Below are 26,998 nucleotides of genomic sequence, written 5' to 3'. Positions count from 1 at the left end.
TCTTATTATCCTTGATACGACGGTTCCGCGGCGAACGGGGTCGCACGATCTGCGATCCAGATCAGGCTGGCCATGCGTCCGCAACGGCCGTCGCGCCGGTAGGAATGGAAAAGTCCGCCCTGGCTCACGGTGCACAGCCCGCCGCCGTACACGGCCTGCACGCCCGCCGCTTCCAGCTCCAGCCGCGCCAGCGCGTAGATGTCGGCATACAGTCGATCGCCCGAACCGGGGCGAAATGCGCGCGCTGCGCCGCGCAGCCGTTCGACGAATGCGGTACGCACTTCCGGCCCGACCTCGAAGGCGTCGGGGCCGATGGCCGGGCCGAGCCAGGCCATCAGCTCGGCCGGCGAACCCATGCGCTCGACCGTACGCGCCAGCACGCCGGCGGCCAGCCCGCGCCAGCCCGCGTGCGCCGCTGCCACCACGCTGCCCTGGCGGTTGCAGAACAGTACCGGCAGACAATCCGCAGTCATCACCGCGCAGACGCGGTTCGGCCGGTGCGCGACCGAGGCGTCGCCGGTACCGCAGCGCTGACGGTCCGCGTCGAGCACCTCCACGCCGTGCACCTGATCCAGCCACAGCGGCTCGGCCGGCAGGTGAGCGCGCAGCAGCGCCCGGTTGTCGGCCACTGCCTGCGGATCGTCGCCAACGTGGGTCGCCGGATTGAACGGTCCGAATGGCGGCGCGCTGACACCGCCCAGCTTCGTCGTGACACAGGCGCGCACCGACGGCGGTGCGGGCCAGTCGGGCAGGATCAGTGGCAGCGCGGCAGGCCTGCTCACGTGGCTATCCTCAGCCCGGCAATCAGGCCTTCCATATCGGCCGGCAGCGGCACTTCCCACTCGACTTCGTCGCCGCTCTTCGGATGGATGAGTCCGAGCCGCCAGGCATGCAGCGCCTGGCGCGAGAAGCGTTCGGCCACGTTGCGCGGCGCATAGACCTCGTCGCCGAGCAGCGAGTGACCGATGTGCGCCATATGTACACGTATCTGGTGCGTGCGCCCGGTTTCCAGCCGGCACTCGACCAGCGTCGCGCCCTGCAGATGTTCGCGCACGAAATAATGGGTACGCGCTGGTTTGCCGCCCGCCTGCACCACGGCCATGCGGGTGCGCTGTACCGGATGCCGGCCGATGGCGGCATCGACCGTACCGTCCGTCCTCAGGTCGCCGGCCACCACGGCGAAATAGCGGCGCGACACGGTGCGCGCCTGCAGCTGGCGCACCAGATCGGTCTGCGCTTCCAGCGTGCGAGCCACCACCAGCAGCCCGGTGGTGTCTCGGTCCAGCCGGTGCACGATGCCGGCGCGCGGCACCTGTGCCAGTCCGGGCACGCGATGCAGCAGCGCATTGAGCAGCGTGCCATCCGGCACGCCATTGCCCGGGTGCACCACCATGCCGGCCGGCTTGTTGATCACCAGCAGCGTGTCGTCCTCGAACACCACGTCGAGCGGGATATTCTGCGGCGCGTGCACGGTATCCGCTGGCAGGCTGCCGGGGTCCAGTTCGAGGCGTTCGCCGGTGAAGGTGCGACGGCGCGCGTCGTCGCAGGCCTTTCCGTCGACCCGCACCCTGCCCTCGCGCAGCCAGCCCTGCAGGCGGCTGCGCGAATACTGCGGCCAGACCCGGGCGAGCACCGCGTCGAGCCGGTCGCCGACCACGCCGGCGGGCACCGTCGCGCATATCGGGACTTGAGGCCGGTTCGCGGGCTGCTCGGCGATATAATCGTCGTCTTGCGTATCTTCCAGGGTCAAAGCGGTCATGTGGCGTAGTGTAGCGATACTGTGGGTGGCTCTGGCCGCCGGGTGCGGGCTCCTTCCCGATAAGATCGACGAAACCGCCAACTGGTCCGCCCAGCGCCTCTACACCGAGGCGAAGGAGTTGATGGGCGAAGGCTCGTACGAACAGGCGATCAAGCTGTACGAGAAGCTGGAAGCCAAGTTCCCGTACGGCCGCTATGCGCAGCAGGCGCAGATCGAAGTTGCCTACGCCTATTACCGCCAGGGCGAGCGCGTACAGGCCGTCGCCGCCTGCGACCGCTTCATCCGGCTGCATCCGAACCACCCGAACGTCGACTACGTGTATTACCTGCGCGGCCTCGTTCACTTCAACGAAGACCTCGGCGTGATGAGCGTGCTGTCGCGCCAGGACATGACCGAACGCGACCCCAAGGGCCTGCGCGATTCCTTCGATGCCCTGAAGGAACTGGTGACGCGCTATCCGGAAAGCAAGTACACGCCGGACGCAACCATCCGCATGAACTACCTGGTCAATTCGCTGGCGGCGCACGAAGTGCACGTGGCGCGCTACTACATCAAGCGCGGCGCCTACCTTGCTGCGGCCAACCGCGCGCAGTTCGCGGTCAGCAACTATCAGCAGTCGCCGGCGGTCGAAGAAGCACTGTATATCCTGATGGTGGCCTACGATTCGCTGGGGCTGACCGACCTGCGCGACGACGCCCAGCGCGTCATGCTGAAGAACTATCCGCAGAGCGACTTCCTCGCGCGCGGCTTCAAGCGGCCGGGTGAGGACGACCCCTGGTGGAAGCTCTGGTAGGCATCGACTTTCGACACAGCAGGAGAACGTTCATGTACAGCAAGGTATTGCTCGCCTACGACGGTTCCGAATCGGGTCGCCGCGCACTGCTCGAATGCGCCGACATCAACGACCTGCTGCACGCCGAAATACACCTGCTGGCCGTCGCGCCGATCGCCGCGACGCTGTTCGTCGCTGAAGGCTTCGTCGCCGACGTGCCGCAGGAGGAAGAAAACGAGCGTTTCGCCGACGTGCTGAAGGAAGGCCTGGACCAGCTGAAAGCGCGCGGCGTCACTGCCGAAGGTCATCTTGTCACCGGCGACGCCGTGCGTGAGATCAGCCGCCTCGCGCACGAACTGCGCATCGACCTGATCGTGATCGGCCACACCCACCATGCCTCGCGTCTGGAGCGCTGGTGGAAGGGCTCGGTCGGTGCCTCGCTGGTCGAGGAAGCGCCGTGCAACATCCTCATCGTGGTACAGCCATCGGCATGAACGCAGCACGCGCGCCCTCGGCCGCCGCCCGCGACGGCGAGCGCGACTGGCAGCAGTATTCGGTGCTGGTCGTCGACGACGAAGAGGGCATGCGCAGCTTCATCAGCCGCGCGCTCGGCTCGCGCTGCGGCCTGGTCGAGACCGCGGGCAGTGTCGAGCACGCGCAGCAGCTGTTCGCGCGGCTGCACTTCGACCTCATCATCCTCGACATTTCGCTGCCCGGTCGCAGTGGCCTCGAATGGCTCAACGAACTGCGTGAGCAGGGTCAGCAGTGCGATGTCATCCTGATCACCGCCTTCGCCGACATCGAAACCGCGATCAACGCGCTGCGCGCCGGCGCCTCGGATTTCATCCTCAAGCCCTTCCGCATCGACCAGATGATGAATGCAGTGGACCGCTGTTTCGACCGCGCCGGCCTGCTGCGCGAGAACTATGTGCTGCGCCGTGAGATCGCGCGCCAGACCGAGGGCGTCGAGGGCATGGTCGGCGAATCGCAGCCGGTACGCGAACTGGCCAGCGTGCTGCGCCGCGCCGCCGCGATGCCCAGCACGGTATTGCTGACCGGCGAATCCGGCGTCGGCAAGGAAGTGGCCGCGCGCGCGCTGCACCAGATGAGTCCGCGCGCGGCCGCCCCCTTCGTCCCGGTCAATTGCGGTGCGATCAGCGCCGAGCTGATCGAATCCGAGCTGTTCGGCCACGTGAAGGGTGCCTTCACCGGCGCGCAGGACAACAACCCAGGCCTGCTGTTCTACGCCCAGGGCGGCACCCTCTTCCTCGACGAAATTTCCGAACTGCCGGCGGCGATGCAGACCAAGCTGCTGCGCGTGCTCGAGGACCGCATGATCCGCCCGGTCGGTTCCACGCGCGAAGTGCCGGTGGATATCCGCGTCGTCGCCGCGACCAACCGTGACCTTGCGACCGAAGTGCGTGCCGGCCGCTTCCGCCAGGATCTGTTCTACCGGCTCGACGTCGTGCGCATCACCATCCCGCCGCTGCGCGAGCGGCGCGAGGACGTGAAACTGCTGGTCGCCCACTTCATGGCCCAGCTGTCGTCACGACTTGGGGTGGCGCCCATCCCGCTCGACCGCGACACCATCACCCGCATGGCGACCCACGACTGGCCGGGCAATATCCGCGAACTGCGCAACCTGGTCGAACGCGCCCTCATCCTCGGCTACTTCCCCACCGACGCCTTCGGCACCCTCACCCCGCCGCGCTCAGCAGAACCGGCTGCCGCGCTGGAGGACGTCGAGCGCAAGCACATCCTCGACGTGCTCGCCGCCTGCGGCGGCAACAAATCCGAAGCCGCCCGCCAGCTCGGCGTATCCCGCAAAACCATAGAACGCAAATGCGCGCAGTGGGGTGTCGCCGGATAAAAGCGACGCACTGCGTCGCTCCGGCGACACGGGTCGGCTATGCAAAGCCGACCTCCCACATAAAGGATAGAGGCGACGCATGCGTCGCCTCTGCGAGACGGGTCGGCCATGCAGGGCCGACCTCCCACACTAGAGGTTTAGCGACGCACTGCGTCGCTCCGGCGACACGGGTCGCCTGTGCAAAGCCGACCTCCCACACTAGAGGTTTAGCGACGCAGTGAGTGAGTCCGACATCCGGGCCTCATCCAGCACAGCGCAAACCGGTCGCGAACGCCGGTCAGGCGATCAGGCTGCCAGGCACTGCGCGTCGGCCAACGCCTGACGCACGGCAACGACCGCACGGGCATCCAGCGCCTGCGCCCTCGCCTGCTCCGCGCACAGCGCGCCGCGGAAACCGAGATAGTCCGGCGCGAGTCGCGCCAGCGGTGCGATATGGCCCACCCGCAGCGAACCCGCCAGCCCGCACAGCAGTCCCCGCGCTCGGGCGCGCTCGACGAAGGCGGCGAGCCAGTCGCTGCCGACGACGTCGGGCAGACTGTGGCCGGTCTTCAGTGCGGTATCGACCATGACGCCGTCGAAGCCGGCATCGGCCACCGCATCGACCAGTTCGAGCGGCGGCGCGAGGTCGGCGAACATGACCGCGATGCGCCGCGCACCGGTCAACGGCTCAAGACCACCGAGGCAGGCGCGCACGGCTGCGTAGTCGCGGCCGCCCTGCTGCCAGGTCGCCGGAAACAGACCCGCCTTGACGTAATCGACGCCAGTAGCGGCAATGTCGGCCATGGCGGCCTGCACGGCGTGTGCGTCCGGTTCGATATTGCCGGCGGTGGCGCTGGTGAGCGCACGACCGCCGACGAAGGCGACGACGTCGCGGATCACCGCTGGCGGCAGTGCGCCGAGCGCGCCGTCGGCCGGCTGCTTCAGGTCTATCAGGTCGACCCCGGCATCGAGCACGATGCGCGCCTCGTCGAGGTCGCGCACGCTGGCCAGCATGCGGATCACGCCTGCGCTCCGGCGCGGTGCGCGGCGATGCGTTCGATCAGCCAGCCCCAGGCTTCGAGTTCGGCCGGGCCCGCGGTCTTGTCGATGGCGATCTGGAGGTAGGCCAGTTCGGCGTCGATCTTGTCGATCGGCAGCATGTGCAGACGGCTCACCAGGATGGCCGCCTCGATCACGGCGGAACGCGCGCGGTTGAAGCCGGGGAAGGCACCATGGCTTTCCTCGTGCACGGTGCGGCAGAACAGGCGCGGGCGCACCGCGTCCTCCTCGACCTCGACCAGTTCGAGTTCGCGGTGAGCCAGCGTATTCACGAGGCGGGCACAGCCTATCTTCTCGGCCGCCTGCACCGGCCAGTCGCGGCGGCCCGTCAGCGCGCCGGCGAACACGCGTACGTCATCGGTGTAGTTCACCACCGCAATGCGCGTGGCCAGCACATTGTCCAGCGTGCCCGACGGACGGAAGGGCGCGAGCACGGTCAGCCCGCGTTCCTCGCGCACGCCCAGCGGCGTGATGTGGGTGCGACCCTGCACGTCCACGGTGGTCAGTATGGTTTCCCAGATCATGCTTGGTCCTGTGTGTCGTCGGCCGGCGGCGGCGCGTCCGTCTGCCTGCGCTTCGTCTTGCGCTGCAGCGTGGTGCCGGGCGCGCAGTGCGCCATCAGATCCTGCTCCTTCTTCTCGACCGCGGCGCCCCACTGCAGTTCTTCGTCCTGCGCGTAACGGCGGCCGAGCTGCCAGGCGATCTGCGCGCGCGCCAGTTCGACGCCGAGGTAGAAGGCGTGTGCGCCGTCCTCGGCGACATTCAGCCCGGGGTAGAGCGCGAACGGATCGGTATGCACCTGCAGGCCGTCGCGGTTGTAGATGTGTATGCCCTGCTCGCTCACCTGGATGCGGAAGTTCGGGTCGCGCACGGTGGCGGCGATCTCGGCGATTTCCTGCGGTGTGTCGGGAAACGGGCGGCGCTGATGCGTGGTCATCAGGTCGTCGGAATAGTCGCGCGGCAGCGCGTTGTCCTCGCGCGCGGCGAACATGACGCGCCGTGCGATGTCGGCTTCCTTCACTGCGCGGCGCGCGTGCGGGCTCACTTCGGTCGCCAGCACGGCACCGATGCGCAGCTCGGAAATGATGCCGAACAGCAGCGCGTTGATGCCGCTGGTATCGGCATCGGTCAGTTCGGTCAGGTTGCCCACGCCCATCATGACCGGAATGTCCGGGTGGCTGCGCCGCAGTTCGTGGTAACGCACGATGGACGCGGTGAAACCGAAGTGTATGGGCTCGACGATGGGGTCGGCGTAGAAGGGCAGGCCGCGCGCCGTCATGATGTCCACCGCTTCGCGCAGCGAATCGAGATCGCCCGGCGTGTCCGGAATCAGCACCGGAATCGCGTCGACCTCGTCGGCCACCCACAGCGTGCTCTTCTTCAGGCTCAGCAGGTAGTCGGCACCCGCGTAGGCGCCGCGCAGCAGGTCGTCGGTATTGAGCGAATCGATGCTGACCTGGAAGCCCTCGGCCTTCAGCGCACGGATGCAGTCCTCCATGTGCGGGAAGGGGGTGTCCGGCAGGCAACCGATATCGATCACGTCGGCGCCGTCGCGGCGGTAGCGGCGCGCGGTGGCGAGCACGGTGTCGATGTCGACCTGCGGCGCATCGACGATTTCGGCGAAGATGAGCACGTCGTGCTGTGTGAGTTCGCGCTTCTTCGCCTTGCGGCCGAAGTGCTGCGGCAGGTCCTTCACTTCGTCCGGTCCGCGCTGCACCGGAATGCCGAAGTGCTGCGACAGCGCGTCGAGGTCGCCGCGGCAGCGGCCGGGCACGATGATGCGGTCGGCATCGACCGGCACCGGCACGCGGCGGCGGATCAGCTCGGCCGTCATCAGCCCGGCCACGTTGATGCCGACGTCGAGCACGCGCGCCTCGAAAGGCAGCGGCTGCATGTCATCGAGGATGCGCTGCAGGCTCTTCAGCGCCAGATGCCCGGTCAGGAAGAGGATGCGTTCGGCGCGGACGTCTTGTTCAGGCATGCCGGAGTTCGTCGCTCATCGAATCGTCGATCGCGCGATCAACGACCGACGGCCGCAAGTCTCTGCCTGAGCGCGCTCTGCAGTTCCTCGACGCTCTTCACCACGGTGACGCCTTCGAAACCGGCCAGGCGCCCGGTGTGTTCGAGATCGATCGAGCGCGGGTACAGCGTCACCCATTCGCTCGGCGATTCGGTGATCACCACCGGTTCGTTGTCGCAGGCAAAGACGATGATGGGAATGCGCAGCTTGCCGGCCTGGGCGAAGATGTTGGTGACCAGCGTGTCGGAAATGCCGAGCGCGCACTTGGCCACCGTGTTCGAGGTCGCCGGGGCGATCACCACGGTGTGGTACTGCCCCTGGTAGAACAGCCCGACCGGCGCCGCGCTCGCCGTGCTGTCGCGGAAGATGCGGTAACGCTTCTTCATGTCGGCCAGCGGGTAGCCATACATGTTCAGCACTTCCTCGCCGGCACGCGACATGAACAGGTCGATGCGGTCGAGCGTGTCGGCGAACTCCAGCGACTCCTTCAGGAAGTGGCCGGAACCGGTCAGCCCCCAGGCGATGCGCGCATCCGGCAGGACCTCGGCTTCGTCCGGGATGTCGTTCAGGCGCGGATCAGTAGCCATCGCCGGCCTGCGTGTCGGTGTCGATGTCCAGACGTTTCATCTTCCGGTAGACGGTGTTGCGGCTGACGCCGAGTTCGCGCGCCAGTCCGGCAATGTTCCAGCGGTGGCGGCGCAGCTCCGACAGCAGCGCGTCGCGCTCGGCCGACTGCAGCGGATTGAGGTTGCTCGGCGTCGAATGCACGGGCTCGCCTGCCGTGTCGGTCGGGTGGGCGGCCGGTGCGACGGCGGGCATCGGTTCCGGCGCGTCCATCAGTTCCGGCGGCATGTCGCGCAGCGTGATTTCCGGGCCGTCGCACAACGCGACCAGCGTGCGCAGCACGTAGCGCATCTGGCGGATGTTGCCCGGCCAGCGGAAGCGGTCCAGCACCTGCATGGCCGCCTGACCCAGCCGTATCGGCGGGTGCCGGCCGGCGCTCTCCTCGGTCAGGCAGCGCTCGATCAGCGCACGGCGGTCGGTGCGGTCGCGCAGCGCCGGCAGCGTCACTTCCATGCCGCGCAGCCGGTAGTAGAGGTCCTCGCGGAAGCTGCCTTCGCGCACCATGGCGCGCAGGTCGCGGTGCGTCGCGCACACCAGCTGCAGATCGACCGGCACCGCGTTCTCGCCACCCAGCGGCGTCACCTTGCGCTCTTCCAGCACGCGCAGCAGGCGTGCCTGCAGCTGCAGCGGCATGTCGCCGATCTCGTCGAGGAAGAGCGTGCCGCCGTCGGCCTGCAGCACCTTGCCGCGACGGCCGTCGCGATTGGCGCCGGTGAAGGCGCCCTGCTTGTAGCCGAACAGTTCGGATTCGATCAGGGCTTCCGGCAGCGACGCGCAGTTGATGGCGACGAAAGGCCCGCGCGCCCGCTGGCTCGACGCGTGGAAAGCGCGTGCGAACACTTCCTTGCCGGTGCCGGTTTCGCCGGAAATGAGCAGTGGAATGTCGCGATCGAGGATGCGCATCGCGCTGTGCACATTGCCGGCCATGCGCAGGTCGCCGAGATCGAGCTCGGCCAGTGCCTGCGCGGCCGATGCCGAATCGGTGCCGCGGGTACCGGCCTGGGCGCGGTTGCGTGCCGGCTGCTGCGCCAGCAGGTGCCAGGTCTGGTGCTGCGGCATCGACAGCGTCAGCGGATGGAAGCCGGAGCGGAAGGTGCGCGACAGCAGCTCCGGCAACGACTGGCCGAAGAACTCGGTCACTTCACGCCCGAGCAGCGCCTCGCCTTCGGGCGACAGCAGTTCGAAGGCGGTGTGGTTGGCTTCGATCACCTCGCCTTCAGGCGTCAGCGCCAGCATGCCGTCGACCGCGGTCAGCACGCGACCGGCGTGGGCGTGGAAGCGGATGATGTAGTCGGTGGCGTGGCGCGCGCGGAAAGCGCGGTGCTCGATCACGCGGGCCGAGCGCTCGACCAGTGCGCGCAGCGCCCGGGCGCCGCCCGGCGCCAGCGAGCAGACCGCCAGCACGGCGGCGACTTCGCCTACGCCGTCGTAGATCGGCGCGGCGGCGCACACCATGTCGGTATGGCGGGCGAAGAAGTGTTCCTCACGCGAAATGACCAGCGAGTGGCGTTCGGCCAGAACGGTGCCGATGCCATTGGTGCCCTGGATGTCCTCGCTCCAGCGCGCGCCCTCGACCAGACCGCGCAGCGAAGCTTCGCGCGCGAAACCGGGGTGGCGCACGATGCTGACGATGACGCCTTCGGCATCGGCCAGCACCAGCGCGGAATTGGGATCGTCGAGCTGGCGGTGCAGCGTCTGCATCTCCGGCACGGCGCTGTCCATCACCTCGCCAAGCTTGTCACCGCGCTCGCGCCAGGCCTGCGGCGCCAGCGGCGGCGGCGCGTCTTCGGCGGCGGGATCGAGGCCCAGTTCATGGAAGCAGCGCAGCCACGAACGGGCCACCAGTTCATGGCCGGACGGGCGCTGCGGGCGGCTGATGATGGCGTGCACCGAACGGACGTGTTCAGCCACCTGATTGGATGACACCATGTATTCGAACCTTGGGAACCGGTAGCGGCGAACGCGAGAAAAAGCGCTCAATGGTACCACCCGCGCCGGAACACCCGCCAGCCGAGGCCGGGCGGCGGGCGCGTGCGACCTGTGCCCGTTCTGGCGCGCCGGTGTCGCGAAAGACGGGCACTGTGCTCCGCAAGCCGGCAAGTGCAGCAGCGAGCGGTATCGGCGCATGTGCAGGCTGTGATGCCTCAGCAGCGAGTTGGCTTACGACAGTGACCTGAGCCGAAGCCGTGTCGCGGCCAAGGCCGCTCCCACAAGGGAGGCGCCCGACCCGCAGCCGGAGCCAGGGTCAGGTTCTGTGGGAGGGGTCCTCTAACCCCGACTGCAGCCTGAATTGAAGCCGGCGGACAGCGACGGCCGCTCCCAAAGTTCAGTCGTAGATCTCGGTCGACATTGCCCCCGGGTCGGCGCCCGAGGCCAGCAGGTGGGCCACCGCCAGGCGCTGTTTGCGGAACACCGCCCAGTACAGCGCGTTGAAGCCGGCCCGGTCCGGCAGGTTGGGGTCGAAGCCGGCAGCGAGCAACTGGTCCAGCACGCGCACATGACCCAGCGAGGCGGCCAGCGACAGGGCATGCCTGCCCAGTTCGCGCTCATAGACCAGCCAGTCCGGACGCGCGCGCACCAGTTCGGCCACCACCTCGGCGCGATCCAGCATCACCGCATCTATCATCGGCACGTGCCCGTTCGCGCTCTTCGCGTCAACGTCGGCACCGGCGCGCAACAGCAGCGCGACCACCTTGTGATGGCCGGCCAGCGCGGCGGCACCAAGCGGCGTGAAACCCGACGCGCCCTTGCGGTCGACATGTGCGCCGGCGGCCAGCAGGGCGCGCACCGTTTCGGTCTCGCCGGCAGCGGCGGCACGCGCCAGCACGCTGTCGCCCCACACGTCGCGCACGTTGGCGGCGGCGCCGGACTTGAGCAGCCGGTTGACGGCCGCCCAGTCGCCACGGCGGGCTGCCGACAGCATCGCGTAGTCGGCACTGCGGTAGTCGCGCGGGCCAGCGTCGTCGCCAGTGCGACGCATGTCGGCGTACTCGATCGGTGTGGTGGGCATCGCCGCGCGCGGGCGTGCCGGTTCGGCGATCACGCCCTGCCACTCCGGCGGCAGTTCCTGTGCGCCGACGGCTCCGGCGCATGCCAGCAGCGCGCAGGCTGCGATCTTCCGCGTATTCATCATGTCTCTCCCGCCAGATCCCGGCCCGCTTCGTGCGCGCGCAGCGCCGCCAGCCGCGCCACGGCCTGCGCGCGATTGGTCACGTCGAGCTTGCGCAGGATCTTCTGGATGTGGTTCTTCACGGTGAGCGGGCTGATGTCGAGGATCTGCCCGATCTCATGGTTGGTCTTACCCTCGCGTACCCAGTCGAGCACCTGCAGTTCGCGCGCGCTCAGCGTCAGCGGCGAGCTGTAGCGGCCGTTCGCGCGCTCGGCGCCCTCGCGCCGCTCGAATTCGGTGATGCGCAGCAGCGCCAAATGCAGGTTGGGCATCAGCAGTTCGATGCGGCGGGCGTCCTGATCGGTCGGTGCATCGGGCATGCCGAGCAGCGCGAAGAAGGTCGATTGCTCGCCGCGCGCCTCGCGGCAACCGTGCGCCAACGCGTGCTGCAGCCCGAGTGTGCGCAGCGCGGCAGCGCCGCTGCGGCCGCGCACGCCACCGCCGTAGGCCAAGGGCTCGCGTGCGCCGGCGCGCCAGTCGTCGAGCAGGCGCGCCATCAGCCCGGAGGCCGGATCGATCAGCCTGGATTCATACTCCGGTGACAGCACCGAGCGCGAGAACACCGAGGCGCGATAGTCACCGCGTTCGATGTCGCCGCAGGCGCAGAGCAGCGTTTCGTGCGGCAGGAAGGTCTGCAGCGAACCCTGCGCCCAGAGAAAGAACTGGAAGCGCTTGACGACCCGGATCGAGGTTTCGATCGTAAACAGCAATAGCTGCACGTCGATCTGATCCTGCGCGAGCGGATCTGTCATGTAGAAACCGGGATGGAAGCAGCCTTGTGGCCGTCGTTCGAATGAAGCCTGTCCGATGCCGCAACAGACGCGCCGGCTGTTGCAACACTTTGCAACAACCGGCCCGGATTCTTGCAGCCGAATGTTTCAGCGGGGTGACGACGGCGCCGGCGCGCGCTTCAGCGGCATCTGCACCTCCTGTTCGTGTCGCCAGCGCCGGGCCATCAGCGCGGCAAGAATTTCGCTCCAGCGGCTGAATACGAAGAAGTGCCCCTCGCCCGCCAGCAGTCGCACGCTGGCCTGCGGAAACAGGAAGGCGAGCCGGCTGGCGCAGTCGGCCGGCACGATGGCATCGTCACAGCCCTGCACGATCTCGACCGTGCCCGGATAGTCCTGCAGCGTGAGCTGCCAGTCGGATGCGGCAATCGCCAGATCGCGGACGATGGCCGCCGCGCCCTGGCGGGCGGCGCTCGGCAGATCGTCGAAGAACATGTCGTGGATGTCCGCGCGCGCCAGTTCGGCGCGGTCCGCCTCGCCGACCAGCCGGCACATCGCAGACAGGTAGGTCCTGGGCCACAGCGCGGCAACGACGGCCAGCGGCTCGATCAGCAGCCTGGCAAGGCGGGGCGTGCGCACCGCGAGGCGGACCATCACCGCTTCGAAAGGATGCAGTTTGAGCGCATCCGCCGACGCGCCGTACCCGGGCGCCACGCCGCTGACCAGCACCAGTCGGGACACCCGTTCGCCGAACTCCGCCACCAGCGCGCAGGCGAATGGCGCACCGCCAGACACGCCACCGACCGCGAAGTCGCCCAGCTTCAGGTGATCGACCAGCGCGCCGACGTCCTGCCGCCATTGCGCCAGACCCCAGCCGGGCGCGCCATCGGACAGGCCGTAGCCGGCTCGGTCGGGCACGATGAGGCGCGCGTGCCGCTCGCTGGTGAGCGCATCGAAGGGCGGCACCTGACGGCGCGACCCCGGAACACCGTGGCACAGGATGACCGGATAGCCGAACGGATCACCGTATTCGGCCCAGGCCAGTCGCCGCCGATCCGGCAGAAGCATGCTGCGCTCGTCCACGCAGGCACCATGACATGAAGATTGACAGGGGCAGTCTGCGCGCGGCGTATTTCAGCTTCGGGACAATGCAGTACAAAAAAAGAACCCGCCTTGCGGCGGGCCCAGGACAACGAACGAGCGAAGCGGATCAGTTCTGGTCGAGGCTGCCCATCGCGCGCGGGAAGGTGACGACGCCCCAGGGCAGCTTCTTGTCCTCGATCTTGCCGGTGACTTCGAGCTTCTCCGCATCGACGATCACCACTGCGTCCGAACGGCCGCAGGCCACGAGGATCTGCTTCTCGTCCGGCGTGAAGGTGAAGTGCCAGCAGCGCTCGGCGTTCAGCGGAACGTCCTTGATCTTGGCGAAGGTCTTCGCGTCGTACACCTCAAGCGCCTTGGCCCGGGCGGTGGCGACAAACAGGCGTTCGCCCTTGCTGTCGAAGGCGACACCGTAGGGCGTCTGGCCGGTGGCGACCGTCTTGACCGGGTTCAGCTTGTCGTCGAGCACCAGGAAGTTGTTGCCGAACTCCAGCGTCGCGATGAAGGTCTTGCCGTCCGGCGACAGCTTGATGCCGCGCGGACGGGCACCGTGCTTCTCGACGTCGACCTTCTTCAGCAGCTTGCCGGTCTTGATGTCGTGCAGCGTCAGCGTGTTGTCGGCCTCGTTGGTCACCACCAGACGCTTGCCGTCGGCGGTGAATTCGATGCCTTCGGTTTCCGGACCGCCAACGATGTTGCGGATCACCTTGCCCTTCTTCAGGTCGATCACCGCGACCTTGGCCGGTTCCTTGTCATCGTCGTCATCGTCGTCGTGACCGTGGCCGCCTTCCTTGCCGCCAGCCTTCTTGTCGTCATCCTTCTTTTCCGCGCCCGGCTTGGGCGGCGGGCCCAGCTTCGACGTCGGCTCGAAGGACACGAAGGCCATGTTGCCGCGCACCCGCACGAATTCCGGGTTCTTGCCTATCTTGACGCGCTTGGTCACCTTGCCGCTGGCGGTGTCGATCAGTGCGATGTCGCCGGTTTCGCGCACGGCAACCACCAGCGTCTTGCCGTCGTCGGTGACGCCCAGGCCGCGCGGCACCTTGCCGCCCACCTCGTATTCGCCGGTGACTTCCATCTTCGCCAGATCGATGATGGAAATGCCGCCGTCCTGGTTGCTCACGTAGGCGGTACCGGCTGCCTGCACCAGACCGGCGCCTGCCATCATCGAGAACAGCGCAGCCGGAATCAGGCCGCGCATCGCGGATTTGAGCTTCATGGGGAATCCTCCGTCGTTTTCTTGTCGTGTGCCGAACCGGCAGCGTCGCGCAGTATAGAGAGCGGAATGCGCCATCAGGTTCAGGATTTCCGCGAATTGGCCACTGTATCGGCCGCCAGCGCGGCACGGGAAATCCTCCCTTACAAGGTGTCGCAGGCGCCCGATCCGGACAAGGGAAAACATCCCGGCCGCCTGCAACGGTAGAATGCCGGGTTTTACGCAATTCGGCCGGTACCTACCATGGAAGCAGAACGCCTCAACGCCATCGCCAATCACCTGACCGACCTGCAATCGCGGGCCGGCGAACTGCGGAGGTATCTTTGACTACGATGCCAAGGCATCGCGGCTCGAAGAAGTAGAACGCGCACTCGAAGACCCGACGGTCTGGAACGACACCGCGCGCGCGCAGGAACTGGGCAAGGAAAAGCACGGACTGGAAGCGGTCGTGCGCACGCTGGAATCGATCGACGCCCGGCTGGCCGACACGCGTGACCTGTTCGAACTCGCCCGTGAGGAAGCGGACGAGGACACCGTTGTCGCCATCGAGGCGGACAAGGAAAAGATCGAAGCCGACGTCGCCGGCCTCGAATTCCGCCGCATGTTCAACAACCCGCAGGACCCGAGCAACTGCTTCCTCGAAATCCAGGCCGGTGCCGGCGGCACCGAAGCGCAGGACTGGGCGTCGATGCTGCTGCGCATGTACGTGAAGTACTGCGAACGCAAGGGTTTCGGCGTCGAGGTACTGGAAGAGTCCGAGGGCGAAGTCGCGGGCATCAAGAGTGCGACGCTGAAAATCAGCGCCGAGTACGCCTACGGCACGCTGCGCACCGAAACCGGCATCCACCGGCTGGTGCGCAAGAGCCCCTTCGATTCCGGTGCGCGCCGCCATACCAGCTTTTCCAGCGTGTTCGTCTATCCGGAAGTCGATGATTCGATCGAGGTCGACATCAACCCGGCCGACCTGCGCGTCGATACCTTCCGCGCCTCTGGCGCCGGCGGTCAGCACATCAACAAGACCGATTCGGCCATCCGCATCACGCACGTGCCGACCGGCATCGTCGTGCAGTGCCAGAACGACCGCTCTCAGCACAAGAACCGCGCCGAGGCGATGGCGATGCTGAAGTCGCGGCTGTACGAAGCCGAACTGCGCAAGCGCCAGGCGGCACAGCAGGCGCTGGAAGACACCAAGAGCGACATCGGCTGGGGTCATCAGATCCGTTCCTACGTGCTGGACCAGAGCCGCATCAAGGACCTGCGCACCAATCACGAAGTCGGCAACACGCAGGCCGTGCTCGACGGCGACCTCGACGGCTTCATCCAGGCCAGCCTGAAACAGGGCGTCTGACGGTGCGTTTCCTGCTGCGCGCCGTGGTGTTCGGCGTCGCGCTGAGCGTCGCCGCCCTGTTGCTCGCACTGTGGGCGGCGCTGGACAGCGCACCGTCGATCACCGACGCGCAGGCGGTCATGTCCGCCCGCTCGGCCGAGCGCGCCGCCAAGCGGCTGGGCGAACTCGACCCGCGCCGGCTGCGCGACGGCGAGCGCCGCAGCATCGTGCTGGCCACCGACGAAGTGCAGGCCCTGCTGCAGATCGCGGCGAAGCGGCTGCCGGACACGCGGGCGCAGGCGGTCAGCGTCGACGGACAGATGAATCTGCGCACCGCCACCGCACTGCCCGGCTCTCTCTGGCTCAATATCGACGCGCCCATCGTCATCGCCGATGGCGAGCCGCGGCTGGACGGACTGCAGATCGGCAGCCTGTCGCTGCCAGCCCCGATCGCGCGCAAGGCCTTTGCAGCCGCCCTGCCCTGGCTGCTCCGCCAGTTTGGCTATGGCGGCGATCCGGCCCTGCTGTCCGAGGTCGTGCACGGCGCACGGATCTCGCGCGATGGGCTGCGCATCGACTACGCGCTGAGCAGGCAGGTGGCCGCCGAGGGCATGCGCGCACTGCTTCCGGCCGGTGAAGCGGAGCGGCTGGCCGCCTATCACGCCGAATTGCGCACGGCCGTACTCGCGCTGCGCGAAGGCGGCGCAGCGCGCGACGCCGACAGCCTGCCGCCGGTGCTGCAGCGACTGTTCGCACTGGCGCAGACACGCGGCGGCGACACGGTCGCCGAACAACGCTCGGCCCTGCTCGCGCTCGCGCTGCACGTGAATGGCCGCTCGCCGGCCATGCTGGTGCCGGCCGCCGCCGACTGGCCACCGGTTCCGCGCCAGGTGCTGACGCTGCACGGCCGTGAGGACCTGACGCAGCACTTCGTCGGTTCCGCACTGATTGCCGCCCACGCCGGCGCGCAGTGGGCGAACGCCATCGGCCTGTCGAAGGAGGTGCGCGACGCGCGCAGCGGCAGCGGCTTCTCCTTCACCGATCTGCTGGCCGACCGCGCCGGCACCCGGCTGGGCGAGCGCATCGCCGCCGGTGACGACGCAGTGAGCCGCGTCCTTGGCGGCGATCCGGCAACCGAAGACCTGCTGCCGTCGATCGCCGGCCTCGCCGAGTTCATGCCGGAAGCGGTGTTCCTGCGCCGCTTCGGCGGCGTCGGCGCGCCCGCCTACAACGCGGTGCTGGCCGACATCGACGCGCGCATCGCCGCACTGGAGCTGTACAAGTGAGCATCGACAACGCCGCCGCTTTCACCGACTTCCTCGCCCCCGGCGTCGATGCCGACGAAGTGCCCGAACTGGACCGCCTGCTGCGCGCGCGCCCGATGCTGGCCGCCTTCACCACGCTGTTCCACGGCTCCGAAGCCGAAGTGCTGATGCGCGTGATGGTGCTCGGCGAGATCGGCCGCACCGCCGACATGCCGCGCTGGTCGCCGGACGCGCTGCGTGCGCGCTTCGCCTTCATCGACCCGGTCAAGCTGGAAACGGTGCTGCGCCGGCTGCGCGACCACGCGCTGCTGCTGATCGCCGACGGCCAGTACCTGCTGTCCGACATCGGCCGCAACGCCTGTGCCGCGCTCACCATGCTGCTCGAACTGTCGGGCGACGAGGACGTCGAGCTCGGCTTCCTGACTGCCCAGCTGGCGGGTCTGCAGGCGGTCGATGGCGACACCGGCGAAGCGCTGCAGCAACTGCTCGGCAAGCTGAACGACCTCACGCTGCACTTCGAGGACGCCATTGCTTCCGGTTCCGAATTCCGCATCCTGTCGGCGCGCCGCCGGCTCGCCGCCAACGCGCGCTGGCTGGACCGCGGCACGCTGCTGCTGCGTGAACTGCTGGCCGACGAGGACATCCCGTTCGAGCGCGCCAGTCTGGCGCAACGCATCGGTCTGGCGCAGTCGCGGCTGGCGCGCGTCGACGCGTCCTTCCAGCGCGCGCTGAACAAGATCGAGTCGCAGCGCGTGACGCTGGGCGGCTCCGGCATATCGTCGTCCGACGTGGCCAGCTGGCTGCGCGGGCTGGACGCCGCGGCACTGGCCGGCCTGTGCGCCGACGCGCTGACGCCCTGCCCCGACCTCACGCTGCTGGCCGGCGGCCACGAACTGCTGGACCGCGCGGAGCCGGCCGCTGCCAACGAACCGGTGCCGGAAGCCGGTGCGTCCGTGCTGCCGGCGCCGGACGAAGCGCCGGTCGCACCGGCGCCGCAGATGGAAGACCTGCGCCTGCTCGAACTGTTCGGCCAGCGCATCGAACGGCTGAGCGCGCCGTCGTCGCTGGCCGACGTGGTGCCCGGCGGCAGCTTCGCCCAGGCGTCCTACCGCATGTCGCTGCTGGCGCTGCTGCGCGACAGCGACGCCGACGGCATGCGCGAAGCCGGCGAGGGCCCGATCGCCGACTTCCTGCGCATGCCGGTGGACGTGCGCTTCAGCGAAGACATCCAGCCAGTCGACGACGACAACGTCGCAGCCATCACGGTCGGCGAAGTCGCGCCGCGGATGGCGAACCAACCCTGAACCGACGGGAGTGACGATGGAAACAGAACTGCGCACCCTCACGGCCCGCCTGCTGGCACACCGCTCGATCCCGCGCTCGGACGTGCTGGCGCGGCGCGCACTGGTCGACGACAGCTTCCGCCACGCGCTGGACAACCGGCTGGCCACGGTCGGCCTGCAGTTGCTCGACAACCCCTATGCCGCGCACATCGCGGTCGGTTTGTCCGAAGACATGCGCGAACCGGTGTTCGGCCAGGGCCGCGAGTACGCGGCGTCCAACGTCGGTCTGACGCGCGATGAACTGGCCTGGCTGATGGTGATCTGGGCGCTCATCGTGCTGCCCAAGCGCGAGCGTCAGGTCAACCGCCGCAGCCTGCACGACGACGGGCAGGACGACATGTTCGGCGCCGAAACGCCGGTCGAGCACGGCGAGACCGTATCGGGCGCGCTGTCCGAAGCGTCGCTGGCGGCCGACTTCGGCAACCGCCTCGGCGGCAAGACCAAGCTCAACTTCGCACTGGGCAAGCTGGCCCGCCTCGGCTTCATCGAGCGACGCGGCGGCCAGGTGCTCGAAGGCCCGCTGCTCGACGTGCTGCTCGATTACCGCATCCTGGCCGACCGCGTCATCCACGGCACGCTGGCCGACGTGCTGGCCGAGGCCGGCCATCGCCTGCCCGCGGCCAACGCCTTCGAACTGGCGCAGGACGCGCAGGCCAACGAGGACGGCGAAGAATGATGATGCCGACCCCGTTCCGACGCCCCCTTCACTCGCGCTGACGATCCACGACCATGTTCCACATCAAGCAACTCGAACTGGTGCACTGGGATTTCTGGCGCCGCTTCACACTGCCGCTCGACGCCCAGATCATCACCATCGTCGGCCCCAACGGCTCCGGCAAGACCACGCTGCTCGACGCGCTGCGCACGCTGTTCGCGCTGCGCTGTTCCGGCAAGCGCGACTTCCGCCGCTACGTCCGCCGCGCCGACCGCGACTTCGCCTGGATACGCGCGGTCGTCGCCAATGTGCCGGGCGGCACCGGCAAGCGGCCCTTCTTCCCCTGCATCCACGACGAAGTCACGCTGGCCTGCCGCATCAAGCGCGCCGGCGGCGACTGGACGCGCGACTACGCCATCGTCGACGGCAATGTGGCGATCGAACAGCTGGAAGCCGGCAGCGACTGGGCCGGCCTGCGCGACTACCAGAACCGCCTCGCCTGGGGCGGCCTGACACCGGCCATCGCCAAGGTGCTGTCGCTCGAACAGGGCGACACCGACAAGCTGTGCGAGTACTCGCCGCGTGCCCTGCTCGACCTCGTGTTCGACGTGTTCGGCGACAAGGAGGTGCTGGACAACTACCAGGCCGCGCGCGAGGAGCAGAAGAGCGCCGAGCGCGAACTGGAGAGCATCGGCCTCGACCTCGACCGCCTGCGCACCCAGGCCGAAGCCAAGCGCATGGAAGCCGACAACTACCTCGAATGGAAGCAGCATTCGGACGAGGCGCACGCGCTGGAGGCCGAAATCGTGCCGCGGCTGGAAGTGGCCGAACTGAGTCGCGACATCGAGGGCGAACGCAGCGGACTGACGCGGCTACGCGAAGACCTGCGTCGCCTGAAAGTCGAGCACGACGCCGTGTCGGCGCGGCTGGAATCGGTGAAGGGCGAGCGCGACGCCGCGAAGTCGGCGCTGGATGCCGCACGCGCCGCCGAGAAGGCCACCGAGACCGAACAGCTGGCCGCGCACGACGCACTGCGCGATATCGAGCGCCTGCTCGACGAGGAACGCAAGCTGCGCGAACGCGTCGCCAGCGAACACGGCGCCGACGCGCTGGCGCTGGAAGCCGAGCACGCCGAGGCGGAATCGACCGCCGGCCGGCTGGCCGCCGACGAGCGTGCACTGGTGCTGCGCTTCGAGGAAAAGACCGAGGCGCTGCGCGCCGCGCGCGAACGCCGCGGCGCACCGAGCGACCGCGAAGTGAGTGAATTCCGCGCCGGGCTGGACGAAGCCGGCATCGCGCACAGCGCGCTGTCCGACGTGGTCGAGGTGACCGATACCGCCTGGCAGGCCGCGCTCGAAGCGGTGCTGCGGCCCTACCGCCACCTCATCCTGCTGGAGCGCGAGGACGACCGCCACACCGCGTGGGCACTGGGCGAACGCGCACGCTTCCGCCACTTCATCGTCGGCGAACGCGAAAGCGCGGCCGCGCCGCGTGCCGGTTCGCTGGCCGAAGTCGTGCGCTTCGCCGCGCCGGTGCCACGTTGGCTGTGCGACCTGCTGAACCGCATGCAGCGCGTCGACAACGCCGAAGCGGCACGCACGCTGCCGCGCGACGCCGAATGGATCACACGCGACGGCTATCACAAGGAACGCCGCGGCGCCCGCCACCTCGGCCGGCCCGCCGAATTCCACTTCGGCGAATTGGCGCGCCAGGCGCGCATCGCGCAGCTCGGCGCCGACATCGCCGCGCTCGACAACCAGCGGCGCGAACTCAGTCCTCAGCTCGATGCCGCGCGCGAGCGGCTGAAGGCACTGCGCGCCCGTCTGCTCGGCCTGCAGTCGGCCACGCTGCTGGCCGAACGCAGCGCCGAATTTGCCGCCGCTGCGCAGGCACAGCCGGCCGCGCGCGAACGCAGCGCAGCCGCCGAAGCGGCACGCGATGCCGCCCGCCGCGAGGTCGAACGGCTGAACGAGAACCTGCGCGGCATCGAAGTGGAATCCGACCGCCGCCGCCGCGAAATCGACGACACCGGTCGCCGCCTGCGCGAACTGACGCAGGAGTCGGCACCGCGCCGCAACGAGCAGGCGCGCCGCCTGCTGCAGCTGCGCGCGCGCCGCCGCGGCATGCCGGCGCACTGGCTGGACCCGCAGGAACTGGCGCAGCTGGCCGAGCGTTACGGCGACGCCCGCGCGGCACGGCGCGAGCTGGGCCGCTTGCGCGAACTGCTGGCACGCGGCGACTGGATCACCGACCCGTCGGCGCTCACCTTGCGCGAGCGCCTGCGTGACGACCTCGCCAAGCGCGAGCAGGACTACGCCGCCCGCCAGGGCTACTGCGCCACCGCACGCCGCCTGACCGACGACGCGCGCTCGGCCTACATCGCCAAGCTGCGCGCCACCGTCCGCCAGTATGCGAAGAACCTGCGCGCGCTCGGCGACCTGGCCGGCGTCGGCGTCGACTGCCCGACGCCGCATCTCGACAACGACGACCTGTCGCTGGCGCAAGCCGGGCTGGACGTGAGCTTCGACTTCGACCGCAAGGGCGCGGTCGGCCTCAACGACGGCGAAGCGTCCGGCGGCCAGCAGGTGATGAAGTCGCTGATCCTGCTGATCGCGCTGCTGATGGACGACACCCGACCGGGTGGCTTCGTGTTCATCGACGAACCCTTCGCCCACCTCGACGTCGCCAACATCGACCGCGTCGGCCGCTTCCTCGGTGCCACCCGTGCGCAGTACCTGATCACCACACCGGTCACCCACAATGCCAACGTATTCGCGCCAGCCCAGCTCACGCTGGTCACCAGCAAGAAGGCGCCGGGCGAAGGCTGGGCACCGCCGATCGGCGTGCTGAAGCGGGCGAAATAGCGCGCCACCGCCGCTGTCGGGGTCAGAAGACCCCTCCCACAGAAATCCGGCTCCGGCCGTGGACCGGGCGCACTCCCTGTGGGAGCGGCCTTGGCCGCGACGGGGCAGGCGTCTCGATCAGTCCCCGCGCGCCTTGCGGTCCTGCTCGCGCAGCCAGTTCAGCTTTTCCGCGATCTTGGCTTCCATGCCGCGGTCGGTCGGCTGATACCACTGCACGTCCTTCATGCCGTCCGGCAGGTAGCGCTCGCCGGCCGCGTAGCCGCCCTCTTCGTCGTGCGCGTAGCGGTACTCGGCGCCGAAGCCCATGTTCTTCATCAGCTTGGTCGGTGCGTTGCGCAGATGCAGCGGTACCGGTCGCGAACCATCCTCGGCGACGAAACGGCGCGCCGCGTTGTAGGCCATGTACACGGCATTCGATTTGGCAGCGCAGGCGAGGAAGATGACGGCCTGCGCCAGCGCCAGTTCGCCTTCGGGTGAACCGAGGCGCTCGTAGGTCTGGCAGGCCTGCAGCGAAATTTCGAGGCCGCGTGGGTCGGCCAGACCGATGTCCTCGACCGCCATGCGCACGATGCGCCGGCCCAGGTAGAGCGGATCGGCGCCACCGTCGAGCATGCGCACGAACCAATACAACGCCGCGTCCGGATTGGAACCGCGCACCGACTTGTGCAGTGCCGATATCTGGTCGTAATAGGCGTCGCCGCCCTTGTCGAAGCGGCGCAGGTTGCGCGACAAGGTGCTATCGACGAAGGCAGCGGTGACCGGATCGACCTTGGCAGTGCGCGCGGCCGTGCCCAGCTGTTCGAGCAGGTTCAGCAGCTTGCGGGCGTCGCCGTCGGCGAAGCCGATCAGCCGCGTGCGCGCGTCCTCGTCGAAGTTCAGGCCGCCGAGCGCGGCTTCACGTGCGCGTTCGAACAGCGTCACCATTTCGTCCTCGGTCAGGCTCTGCAGCACATAGACCGAAGCACGCGACAGCAACGCGGAATTGACCTCGAAACTCGGGTTCTCGGTGGTGGCGCCGATGAAGGTGACGACACCCGATTCGACGTAGGGCAGGAAGGCGTCCTGCTGCGCCTTGTTGAAGCGGTGCACCTCGTCGACGAAGAGGATGGTGCGCCGCCCGGTGTTGGCGGCCACCGTCTCGGCGCGCTGCATCGCCTCGCGGATGTCCTTCACGCCGGAGAACACCGCCGACAGCGCAGTGAATTCGGCGTCGAAGGCGTTGGCCATCAGCCGCGCCAGCGTGGTCTTGCCGACGCCGGGCGGGCCCCACAGGATCATCGAATGCGGGATGCCGGATTCGAAGGCGAGGCGCAGCGGCTTGCCCGGGCCGAGCAGGTGCTGCTGGCCGATCACCTCGTCCGGCGTTTTCGGGCGCAGCAGTTCGGCCAGCGGCGCGTTGGCCGAGGCACGCACCTCGGTCGCGGTCGAGGCCGCGCGCGCGGGTGGCGCCGGCTCGTCCGGCATGCCGAAAAGGTCAGTCACTGCGGATCGCCCAGGCCCGGTTTCACTTCTTCGCGTCGTCGCTGATGACGTCTGCACCGGCCGGCGGCGTGAAGCGGAACTGCGCCGGATCGATAGCCGGATTGCGCTCGAAGGAGGTGAAGCGCAGCTTCGTGGTCTGACCGAAGCTGTCACGCAGCACCATGCCGCGCAGCAGACCGTCCTTGAAGCCAATGCGCACCGCCTCGAAACCGCCCTCGTTCGCCTTCGGCTTCGCGTCGACCCAGTCCAGCCCCTCTTCGCTGCCGCCCTCGCTGAGGTCGAAGTTCTTTTCCAGTTCGTTGCGGCCGGCCAGCAGTGCAGCGGGCGTCGACGCCAGCGCGTCGCCGAGCGTCTTCACCGTCACCTGGTTCAGGTCGCGGTCATGCACCCACAGCTTCTCGCCGTCGCCGACCAGCAGCTGGTAATAAGGCTTGTCATAGGTCCAGCGGAACTTGCCAGGACGCGAGAAAGCCATCGTGCCGCTGGCGTTCTGCGGCTTGCGGCCGGATTTGGCCGTGACCTGCTGGTCGAAGGTGGCGCGGCCGGACTGCGTGGATTCGACGAAGGTGCGCAGCTGGTCGATTGCGCCAGCGGCAAATGCCGACAGCGGCAGCGCCAGCGCGACGGCGGCGATGCAGCCGCGGAAGCTTGAAGTCATGGTCATTCCTCGCGGGCGGGTGCGAGCACTTCGCGCCCGCCGGTTGCGTTCATCGGAGACACCAGACCCGAACGTTCCATCTGTTCGATCAGCCGCGCCGCACGGTTGTAGCCGATGCGCAGATGGCGCTGCACCAGCGAAATCGACGGCCGCCGGGTCTTCAGAACCACTTCGACCGCCTGGTCGTACAAAGGGTCCGACTCGCCGTCGGCACCGCCACCGCCTGCGCCGTCGAGCGACAGCTCGCCGCCCTCGTCGTCACCGCTGCCGCTGAGGATGCCTTCGACGTAGTCCGGCGCGCCAGTGGTCTTCAGGTGCTCGACCACCTTGTGCACTTCGCCGTCGGCGACGAAAGCGCCATGTACGCGCGTCGGCACGCCGGTGCCCGGTGCGAGGTAGAGCATGTCGCCCTGCCCCAGCAGCGCCTCGGCGCCCATCTGGTCGAGGATGGTGCGCGAATCGATCTTGCTCGACACCTGGAAGGCGATGCGCGTGGGTACGTTGGCCTTGATCAGACCGGTGATCACATCGACCGACGGACGCTGCGTCGCCAGGATCAGGTGGATGCCGGCCGCACGCGCCTTCTGCGCCAGCCGTGCGATCAGTTCCTCGATCTTCTTGCCGGCCACCATCATCAGGTCGGCCAGTTCGTCGATCACGACGACGATCATCGGCATCGTCGACAGCGGTTCCGGCGTTTCCGGCGTGATCGAGAACGGATTGGTCAGCGGCGTGCCGGCCTTTTCGGCGTCGGTGATCTTGCTGTTGTAGCCGGCGAGGTTACGCACGCCCATCGCCGACATGAGCTTGTAGCGGCGGTCCATCTCGCCAACGCACCAGTTCAGCGCGTTGGCAGCGTGCCGCATGTCGGTCACCACCGGTGCCAGCAGGTGCGGGATGCCCTCATAGACCGACAGTTCGAGCATCTTCGGGTCGACCATGATGAGCCGCACCTTGCTCGGATCGGCCTTGTACAGCAGCGACAGGATCATTGCATTGATCGCGACCGACTTGCCTGAACCCGTGGTACCAGCGACCAGCACGTGCGGCATGCGCGCGAGGTCGGCCACCATGGGCTGACCGCCGATGTCCTTGCCGAGCGCCATCGTCAGCGGGCTGGCCATGTCGTGATAGACCGCCGAACCGAGGATCTCGGAGAGGCGCACGATCTGCCGCCGGGTGTTCGGGATTTCCAGGCCCATGCAGCTCTTGCCGGGAATCGTCTCGACCACGCGGATGCTCATGACCGACAGCGCGCGCGCCAGATCCTTCACCAGATTGACGATCTGGCTGCCCTTGACGCCGGTGGCCGGCTCGATTTCGTAGCGCGTGATGACCGGGCCCGGATAGGCGGCCAGCACCTTCACCTCGACATTGAAGTCGGCCAGCTTGCGTTCGATCTGACGCGAAATGAGTTCCAGCGATTCCGGGCTGGGCGGGTCGATGTCGGCCTTGGCTTCGTCGAGCAGCGCCAGCGGCGGCAGCGATCCCGGCAGGTCGGCGAACAGCGTCTGCTGCCGCTCCTTCTCGACCCGCTCCGATTTCTGCACTTCGACCTCGGGCACTTCGATGCGCACAGGTTCGCGCCGGCGCGTCGGCTTGCGTCGCTCGGCTTCGACAACCGCTTCGCGCTGCTCCGCCACCTGTTGGCCGACGCGACGGTCACGCCAGCGCGCCCAGGCATTCAGGCTGGCGAACCACGCCAGTTCAAGCGCGCGGCCGACCGTTTCGGCGGCACGCAGCCAGGTCACGCCGGTCATCGCGCTGAGGCCGACGCCCAGCGTCACCAGCAGCAGCAGCGTGCCGCCGGTGAACCCGAAAGCGCCAGCGATCAGCCGTCCAAGTTCGATGCCGACCATGCCGCCGGGCCCGACCGGCAGTTCGGCGCCCATGCTGTGGAAGCGGATGGCTTCGAGCGCGCAGCTCGCCAGCAGCACCAGCAGGAAGCCGCCGAGCGCGACGAACAGCGGTCGCCGGTCCTCGCGGCGGTCGGCGCTGCGCGACAGCCAGACGCAGCCGCCAACCAGCATGACGACCCACCACCAGGCCGACAGGCCGAACAGGAACAGCGCGAGGTCGGACAGCCAGGCGCCGAAGCGGCCGCCCGGATTGTGCAGCTGCTCGACCACCGAGGCGTGCGACCAGCCCGGATCGGCGCGGTCGTACCCGCCGAGCACCATGACGAGGTAGAGCGCGATCGCGGCCAGCACGAGCCAGCGTGCTTCGTGCAGCACGGCAGCGATGCGTTCGGGAAGGGGAAGTTGCTGAGCGTCTTTCGCCACGGGGAAACGGTGCGGTGCCGGGAAAAACAAAGCGGGATTATATAAGCGGATGACGATGTCAGCCGGCGCGCAGGCGGACGGCTTGCAAAAGCATACGGGCCGCATCTGCGGCCCGTATGCTCAATCGTACGCAGCCACAGGGGCCGCTGGAATCAGACGGTTTCGAGCCGCTCGCGCAGCAGGATCTTGCCGTTGGTTTCCTCGATCAGGCCCTGCAGGTGCAGATCCTTCATCACGCGCGACACCATTTCGCGCGACGCGCCGATCATCTTGGCGATGTCCTGCTTCGAAATCTTGCGGTTCACCACCTTCTCGCCATTCACGTCGTCCGCCATTTCGAGCAGCAGGCGTGCAACGCGGCCATAGACGTCCATCAGCGCCAGGCTTTCGATCTTGCGGTCGGCGGTGCGCAGACGGGCCACCAGATTGCGCATGATGAACATCGACACTTCGAAGTTCTCCTGCAGCACGCGCTTGAAATCGCTCTTGGCGATCACGATGAGGTCGCTTGGCACCACGGTCACCACGGTGGCGGAGCGCGGGTTGTCGTCGAGCACACCCATTTCACCGAACAGTTCGCCCGGGCCCAGCATCGACAGGATGACCTCGCGGCCCTCCTCGTCGCTGACCAGCACCTTGAGACTGCCGGAAAGCACCAGATATACGAAATCCGTCTTGTCACCGGCACGCACGACGATCGAGCCGCGCGGCACACGCCGCATGTTCGCGACCTTGGCAACCGGTTCGAGGCTGCTGTCGGGCAGACCGCTGAACATCGAAAACGTCCGCAGAGCGGTAATTGAAACGGGGTGAGCCGTTACCATC

23 protein-coding genes are annotated in these 26,998 nt (G+C 68.0%); 8 read left to right on the top strand and 15 right to left on the bottom strand.

Annotation, left to right across the window (positions count from 1 at the left end):
• Positions 1 to 5: 5 nt before the first annotated feature.
• Entirely contained in the window at positions 6 to 782 is a 777-nt protein-coding gene (pgeF, locus tag WDZ97_RS02365) for a peptidoglycan editing factor PgeF (protein WP_425761679.1), read from the bottom strand.
• Positions 779 to 1,759: a 23S rRNA pseudouridine(1911/1915/1917) synthase RluD gene (rluD, locus tag WDZ97_RS02360; protein WP_425761678.1), complete on the bottom strand. Its 981-nt coding sequence runs from the start codon at positions 1,757 to 1,759 to the stop codon at positions 779 to 781. Before rluD ends, pgeF begins: the two co-directional genes overlap by 4 nt.
• Between rluD and WDZ97_RS02355 the strand changes: the two genes are divergently transcribed.
• From WDZ97_RS02355 to WDZ97_RS02345, 3 genes are read left to right on the top strand one after another with little or no spacing between them, the layout of a single operon-like run.
• On the top strand, positions 1,758 to 2,552 hold the full coding sequence (locus WDZ97_RS02355; protein WP_043363903.1) for an outer membrane protein assembly factor BamD: 795 nt from the start codon (positions 1,758 to 1,760) through the stop codon (positions 2,550 to 2,552). The genes rluD and WDZ97_RS02355 overlap by 2 nt on opposite strands.
• Before the next feature lie 32 nt (positions 2,553 to 2,584).
• Positions 2,585 to 3,025 carry a universal stress protein gene (locus tag WDZ97_RS02350; protein WP_304007133.1) on the top strand — a complete coding sequence of 147 codons (441 nt, stop codon included), beginning with the start codon at positions 2,585 to 2,587 and terminating at the stop codon, positions 3,023 to 3,025.
• Entirely contained in the window at positions 3,022 to 4,401 is a 1,380-nt protein-coding gene (locus WDZ97_RS02345) for a sigma-54-dependent transcriptional regulator (protein WP_304007132.1), read from the top strand. The genes WDZ97_RS02350 and WDZ97_RS02345 overlap by 4 nt, the downstream gene beginning before the upstream one ends.
• Before the next feature lie 285 nt (positions 4,402 to 4,686).
• Here the strand turns inward: WDZ97_RS02345 and WDZ97_RS02340 are convergent, their stop codons facing one another.
• The 9 genes from WDZ97_RS02340 to WDZ97_RS02300 form a co-directional block, all read right to left on the bottom strand.
• Positions 4,687 to 5,394, bottom strand: a complete 708-nt coding sequence (locus WDZ97_RS02340) for a (5-formylfuran-3-yl)methyl phosphate synthase (protein WP_425762247.1) — start codon at positions 5,392 to 5,394, stop codon at positions 4,687 to 4,689.
• A 5-nt stretch (positions 5,395 to 5,399) separates the two neighbouring features.
• Complete coding sequence (locus tag WDZ97_RS02335) at positions 5,400 to 5,963, bottom strand: DUF447 domain-containing protein (protein ID WP_425761677.1); 564 nt, start codon at positions 5,961 to 5,963, stop codon at positions 5,400 to 5,402.
• Positions 5,960 to 7,420: a DUF6513 domain-containing protein gene (locus tag WDZ97_RS02330; RefSeq protein WP_425761676.1), complete on the bottom strand. Its 1,461-nt coding sequence runs from the start codon at positions 7,418 to 7,420 to the stop codon at positions 5,960 to 5,962. Before WDZ97_RS02330 ends, WDZ97_RS02335 begins: the two co-directional genes overlap by 4 nt.
• Positions 7,421 to 7,458: 38 nt before the next feature.
• Positions 7,459 to 8,046: a flavoprotein gene (locus WDZ97_RS02325; RefSeq protein WP_019917657.1), complete on the bottom strand. Its 588-nt coding sequence runs from the start codon at positions 8,044 to 8,046 to the stop codon at positions 7,459 to 7,461.
• A complete protein-coding gene (locus tag WDZ97_RS02320; RefSeq protein ID WP_020165177.1) occupies positions 8,036 to 10,012 on the bottom strand; it encodes a sigma-54-dependent Fis family transcriptional regulator in 1,977 nt (658 codons plus the stop codon). The genes WDZ97_RS02325 and WDZ97_RS02320 overlap by 11 nt, the downstream gene beginning before the upstream one ends.
• A 397-nt stretch (positions 10,013 to 10,409) precedes the next feature.
• A complete protein-coding gene (locus WDZ97_RS02315) occupies positions 10,410 to 11,216 on the bottom strand; it encodes an ankyrin repeat domain-containing protein (protein ID WP_425761675.1) in 807 nt (268 codons plus the stop codon).
• Positions 11,213 to 12,004, bottom strand: a complete 792-nt coding sequence (gene epsA / locus WDZ97_RS02310; protein WP_020165179.1) for an XrtB/PEP-CTERM-associated transcriptional regulator EpsA — start codon at positions 12,002 to 12,004, stop codon at positions 11,213 to 11,215. Before epsA ends, WDZ97_RS02315 begins: the two co-directional genes overlap by 4 nt.
• A 126-nt stretch (positions 12,005 to 12,130) precedes the next feature.
• Positions 12,131 to 13,048, bottom strand: coding sequence for an alpha/beta fold hydrolase (locus tag WDZ97_RS02305; RefSeq protein WP_304002763.1), 918 nt, complete (start codon positions 13,046 to 13,048; stop codon positions 12,131 to 12,133).
• Between the two features lie 142 nt (positions 13,049 to 13,190).
• Complete coding sequence (locus tag WDZ97_RS02300; protein ID WP_304002760.1) at positions 13,191 to 14,300, bottom strand: hypothetical protein; 1,110 nt, start codon at positions 14,298 to 14,300, stop codon at positions 13,191 to 13,193.
• 240 nt (positions 14,301 to 14,540) lie between these two features.
• On the opposite strand from WDZ97_RS02300, the gene prfB reads away from it, so the two are divergent.
• The 5 genes from prfB to WDZ97_RS02275 all read left to right on the top strand — a co-directional run bounded on the left by prfB (position 14,541) and on the right by WDZ97_RS02275 (position 21,751).
• Positions 14,541 to 15,645, top strand: a protein-coding gene (prfB, locus tag WDZ97_RS02295) for a peptide chain release factor 2 (protein WP_304002757.1) whose coding sequence is annotated in 2 segments (ribosomal slippage) — positions 14,541 to 14,621 and positions 14,623 to 15,645 — 1,104 coding nt in all. Because the reading frame shifts where the segments join, the coding sequence is not laid out codon by codon here.
• A 2-nt stretch (positions 15,646 to 15,647) separates the two neighbouring features.
• The gene (locus WDZ97_RS02290; RefSeq protein ID WP_425761674.1) at positions 15,648 to 16,910 is read left to right on the top strand and encodes a hypothetical protein; all 1,263 of its coding nucleotides are present in this window, start codon (positions 15,648 to 15,650) and stop codon (positions 16,908 to 16,910) included.
• Entirely contained in the window at positions 16,907 to 18,193 is a 1,287-nt protein-coding gene (locus WDZ97_RS02285) for a hypothetical protein (RefSeq protein ID WP_425761673.1), read from the top strand. The genes WDZ97_RS02290 and WDZ97_RS02285 overlap by 4 nt, the downstream gene beginning before the upstream one ends.
• Positions 18,194 to 18,209: 16 nt before the next feature.
• Positions 18,210 to 18,908, top strand: coding sequence for a hypothetical protein (locus WDZ97_RS02280; RefSeq protein WP_425761672.1), 699 nt, complete (start codon positions 18,210 to 18,212; stop codon positions 18,906 to 18,908).
• Positions 18,909 to 18,961: 53 nt separating this feature from the next.
• Positions 18,962 to 21,751, top strand: a complete 2,790-nt coding sequence (locus WDZ97_RS02275) for an AAA family ATPase (protein WP_425761671.1) — start codon at positions 18,962 to 18,964, stop codon at positions 21,749 to 21,751.
• Between the two features lie 117 nt (positions 21,752 to 21,868).
• Here WDZ97_RS02275 and WDZ97_RS02270 read toward each other — a convergent pair whose 3' ends face one another.
• The 4 genes from WDZ97_RS02270 to WDZ97_RS02255 all read right to left on the bottom strand — a co-directional run bounded on the left by WDZ97_RS02270 (position 21,869) and on the right by WDZ97_RS02255 (position 26,949).
• Positions 21,869 to 23,215: a replication-associated recombination protein A gene (locus WDZ97_RS02270; RefSeq protein ID WP_425762246.1), complete on the bottom strand. Its 1,347-nt coding sequence runs from the start codon at positions 23,213 to 23,215 to the stop codon at positions 21,869 to 21,871.
• Between the two features lie 40 nt (positions 23,216 to 23,255).
• A complete protein-coding gene (gene lolA, locus WDZ97_RS02265; RefSeq protein WP_425761670.1) occupies positions 23,256 to 23,897 on the bottom strand; it encodes an outer membrane lipoprotein chaperone LolA in 642 nt (213 codons plus the stop codon).
• Positions 23,894 to 26,125 (bottom strand): DNA translocase FtsK, encoded by a 2,232-nt coding sequence (locus tag WDZ97_RS02260; RefSeq protein ID WP_425762245.1) that lies wholly within the window; start codon positions 26,123 to 26,125, stop codon positions 23,894 to 23,896. Before WDZ97_RS02260 ends, lolA begins: the two co-directional genes overlap by 4 nt.
• 200 nt (positions 26,126 to 26,325) lie before the next feature.
• Positions 26,326 to 26,949: a Crp/Fnr family transcriptional regulator gene (locus tag WDZ97_RS02255; protein ID WP_019917642.1), complete on the bottom strand. Its 624-nt coding sequence runs from the start codon at positions 26,947 to 26,949 to the stop codon at positions 26,326 to 26,328.
• Positions 26,950 to 26,998: the final 49 nt, after the last annotated feature.

It is taken from the genome of Methyloversatilis sp. MC4-4, assembly GCF_049843555.1.
In the GTDB taxonomy this organism is placed as follows: Bacteria; Pseudomonadota; Gammaproteobacteria; order Burkholderiales; family Rhodocyclaceae; genus Methyloversatilis; species Methyloversatilis discipulorum_B.
This window is presented reverse-complemented; position numbering and strand designations above follow the sequence as displayed.

What these genes read in the sequence shown, in the direction of transcription:
- WDZ97_RS02355 (WP_043363903.1), top strand. Translation starts at nt 1,758, where the DNA reads ATGTGGCGTAGTGTAGCGATACTGTGGGTGGCTCTGGCCGCCGGGTGC.
- rluD (WP_425761678.1), bottom strand. Translation starts at nt 1,759, where the DNA reads ATGACCGCTTTGACCCTGGAAGATACGCAAGACGACGATTATATCGCC.
- WDZ97_RS02350 (WP_304007133.1), top strand. Translation starts at nt 2,585, where the DNA reads ATGTACAGCAAGGTATTGCTCGCCTACGACGGTTCCGAATCGGGTCGC.
- WDZ97_RS02345 (WP_304007132.1), top strand. Translation starts at nt 3,022, where the DNA reads ATGAACGCAGCACGCGCGCCCTCGGCCGCCGCCCGCGACGGCGAGCGC.
- WDZ97_RS02340 (WP_425762247.1), bottom strand. Translation starts at nt 5,394, where the DNA reads ATGCTGGCCAGCGTGCGCGACCTCGACGAGGCGCGCATCGTGCTCGAT.
- WDZ97_RS02335 (WP_425761677.1), bottom strand. Translation starts at nt 5,963, where the DNA reads ATGATCTGGGAAACCATACTGACCACCGTGGACGTGCAGGGTCGCACC.
- WDZ97_RS02330 (WP_425761676.1), bottom strand. Translation starts at nt 7,420, where the DNA reads ATGCCTGAACAAGACGTCCGCGCCGAACGCATCCTCTTCCTGACCGGG.
- WDZ97_RS02325 (WP_019917657.1), bottom strand. Translation starts at nt 8,046, where the DNA reads ATGGCTACTGATCCGCGCCTGAACGACATCCCGGACGAAGCCGAGGTC.
- WDZ97_RS02320 (WP_020165177.1), bottom strand. Translation starts at nt 10,012, where the DNA reads ATGGTGTCATCCAATCAGGTGGCTGAACACGTCCGTTCGGTGCACGCC.
- WDZ97_RS02315 (WP_425761675.1), bottom strand. Translation starts at nt 11,216, where the DNA reads ATGATGAATACGCGGAAGATCGCAGCCTGCGCGCTGCTGGCATGCGCC.
- epsA (WP_020165179.1), bottom strand. Translation starts at nt 12,004, where the DNA reads ATGACAGATCCGCTCGCGCAGGATCAGATCGACGTGCAGCTATTGCTG.
- WDZ97_RS02305 (WP_304002763.1), bottom strand. Translation starts at nt 13,048, where the DNA reads ATGCTTCTGCCGGATCGGCGGCGACTGGCCTGGGCCGAATACGGTGAT.
- WDZ97_RS02300 (WP_304002760.1), bottom strand. Translation starts at nt 14,300, where the DNA reads ATGAAGCTCAAATCCGCGATGCGCGGCCTGATTCCGGCTGCGCTGTTC.
- WDZ97_RS02280 (WP_425761672.1), top strand. Translation starts at nt 18,210, where the DNA reads ATGGAAACAGAACTGCGCACCCTCACGGCCCGCCTGCTGGCACACCGC.
- WDZ97_RS02275 (WP_425761671.1), top strand. Translation starts at nt 18,962, where the DNA reads ATGTTCCACATCAAGCAACTCGAACTGGTGCACTGGGATTTCTGGCGC.
- WDZ97_RS02270 (WP_425762246.1), bottom strand. Translation starts at nt 23,215, where the DNA reads ATGCCGGACGAGCCGGCGCCACCCGCGCGCGCGGCCTCGACCGCGACC.
- lolA (WP_425761670.1), bottom strand. Translation starts at nt 23,897, where the DNA reads ATGACCATGACTTCAAGCTTCCGCGGCTGCATCGCCGCCGTCGCGCTG.
- WDZ97_RS02255 (WP_019917642.1), bottom strand. Translation starts at nt 26,949, where the DNA reads ATGTTCAGCGGTCTGCCCGACAGCAGCCTCGAACCGGTTGCCAAGGTC.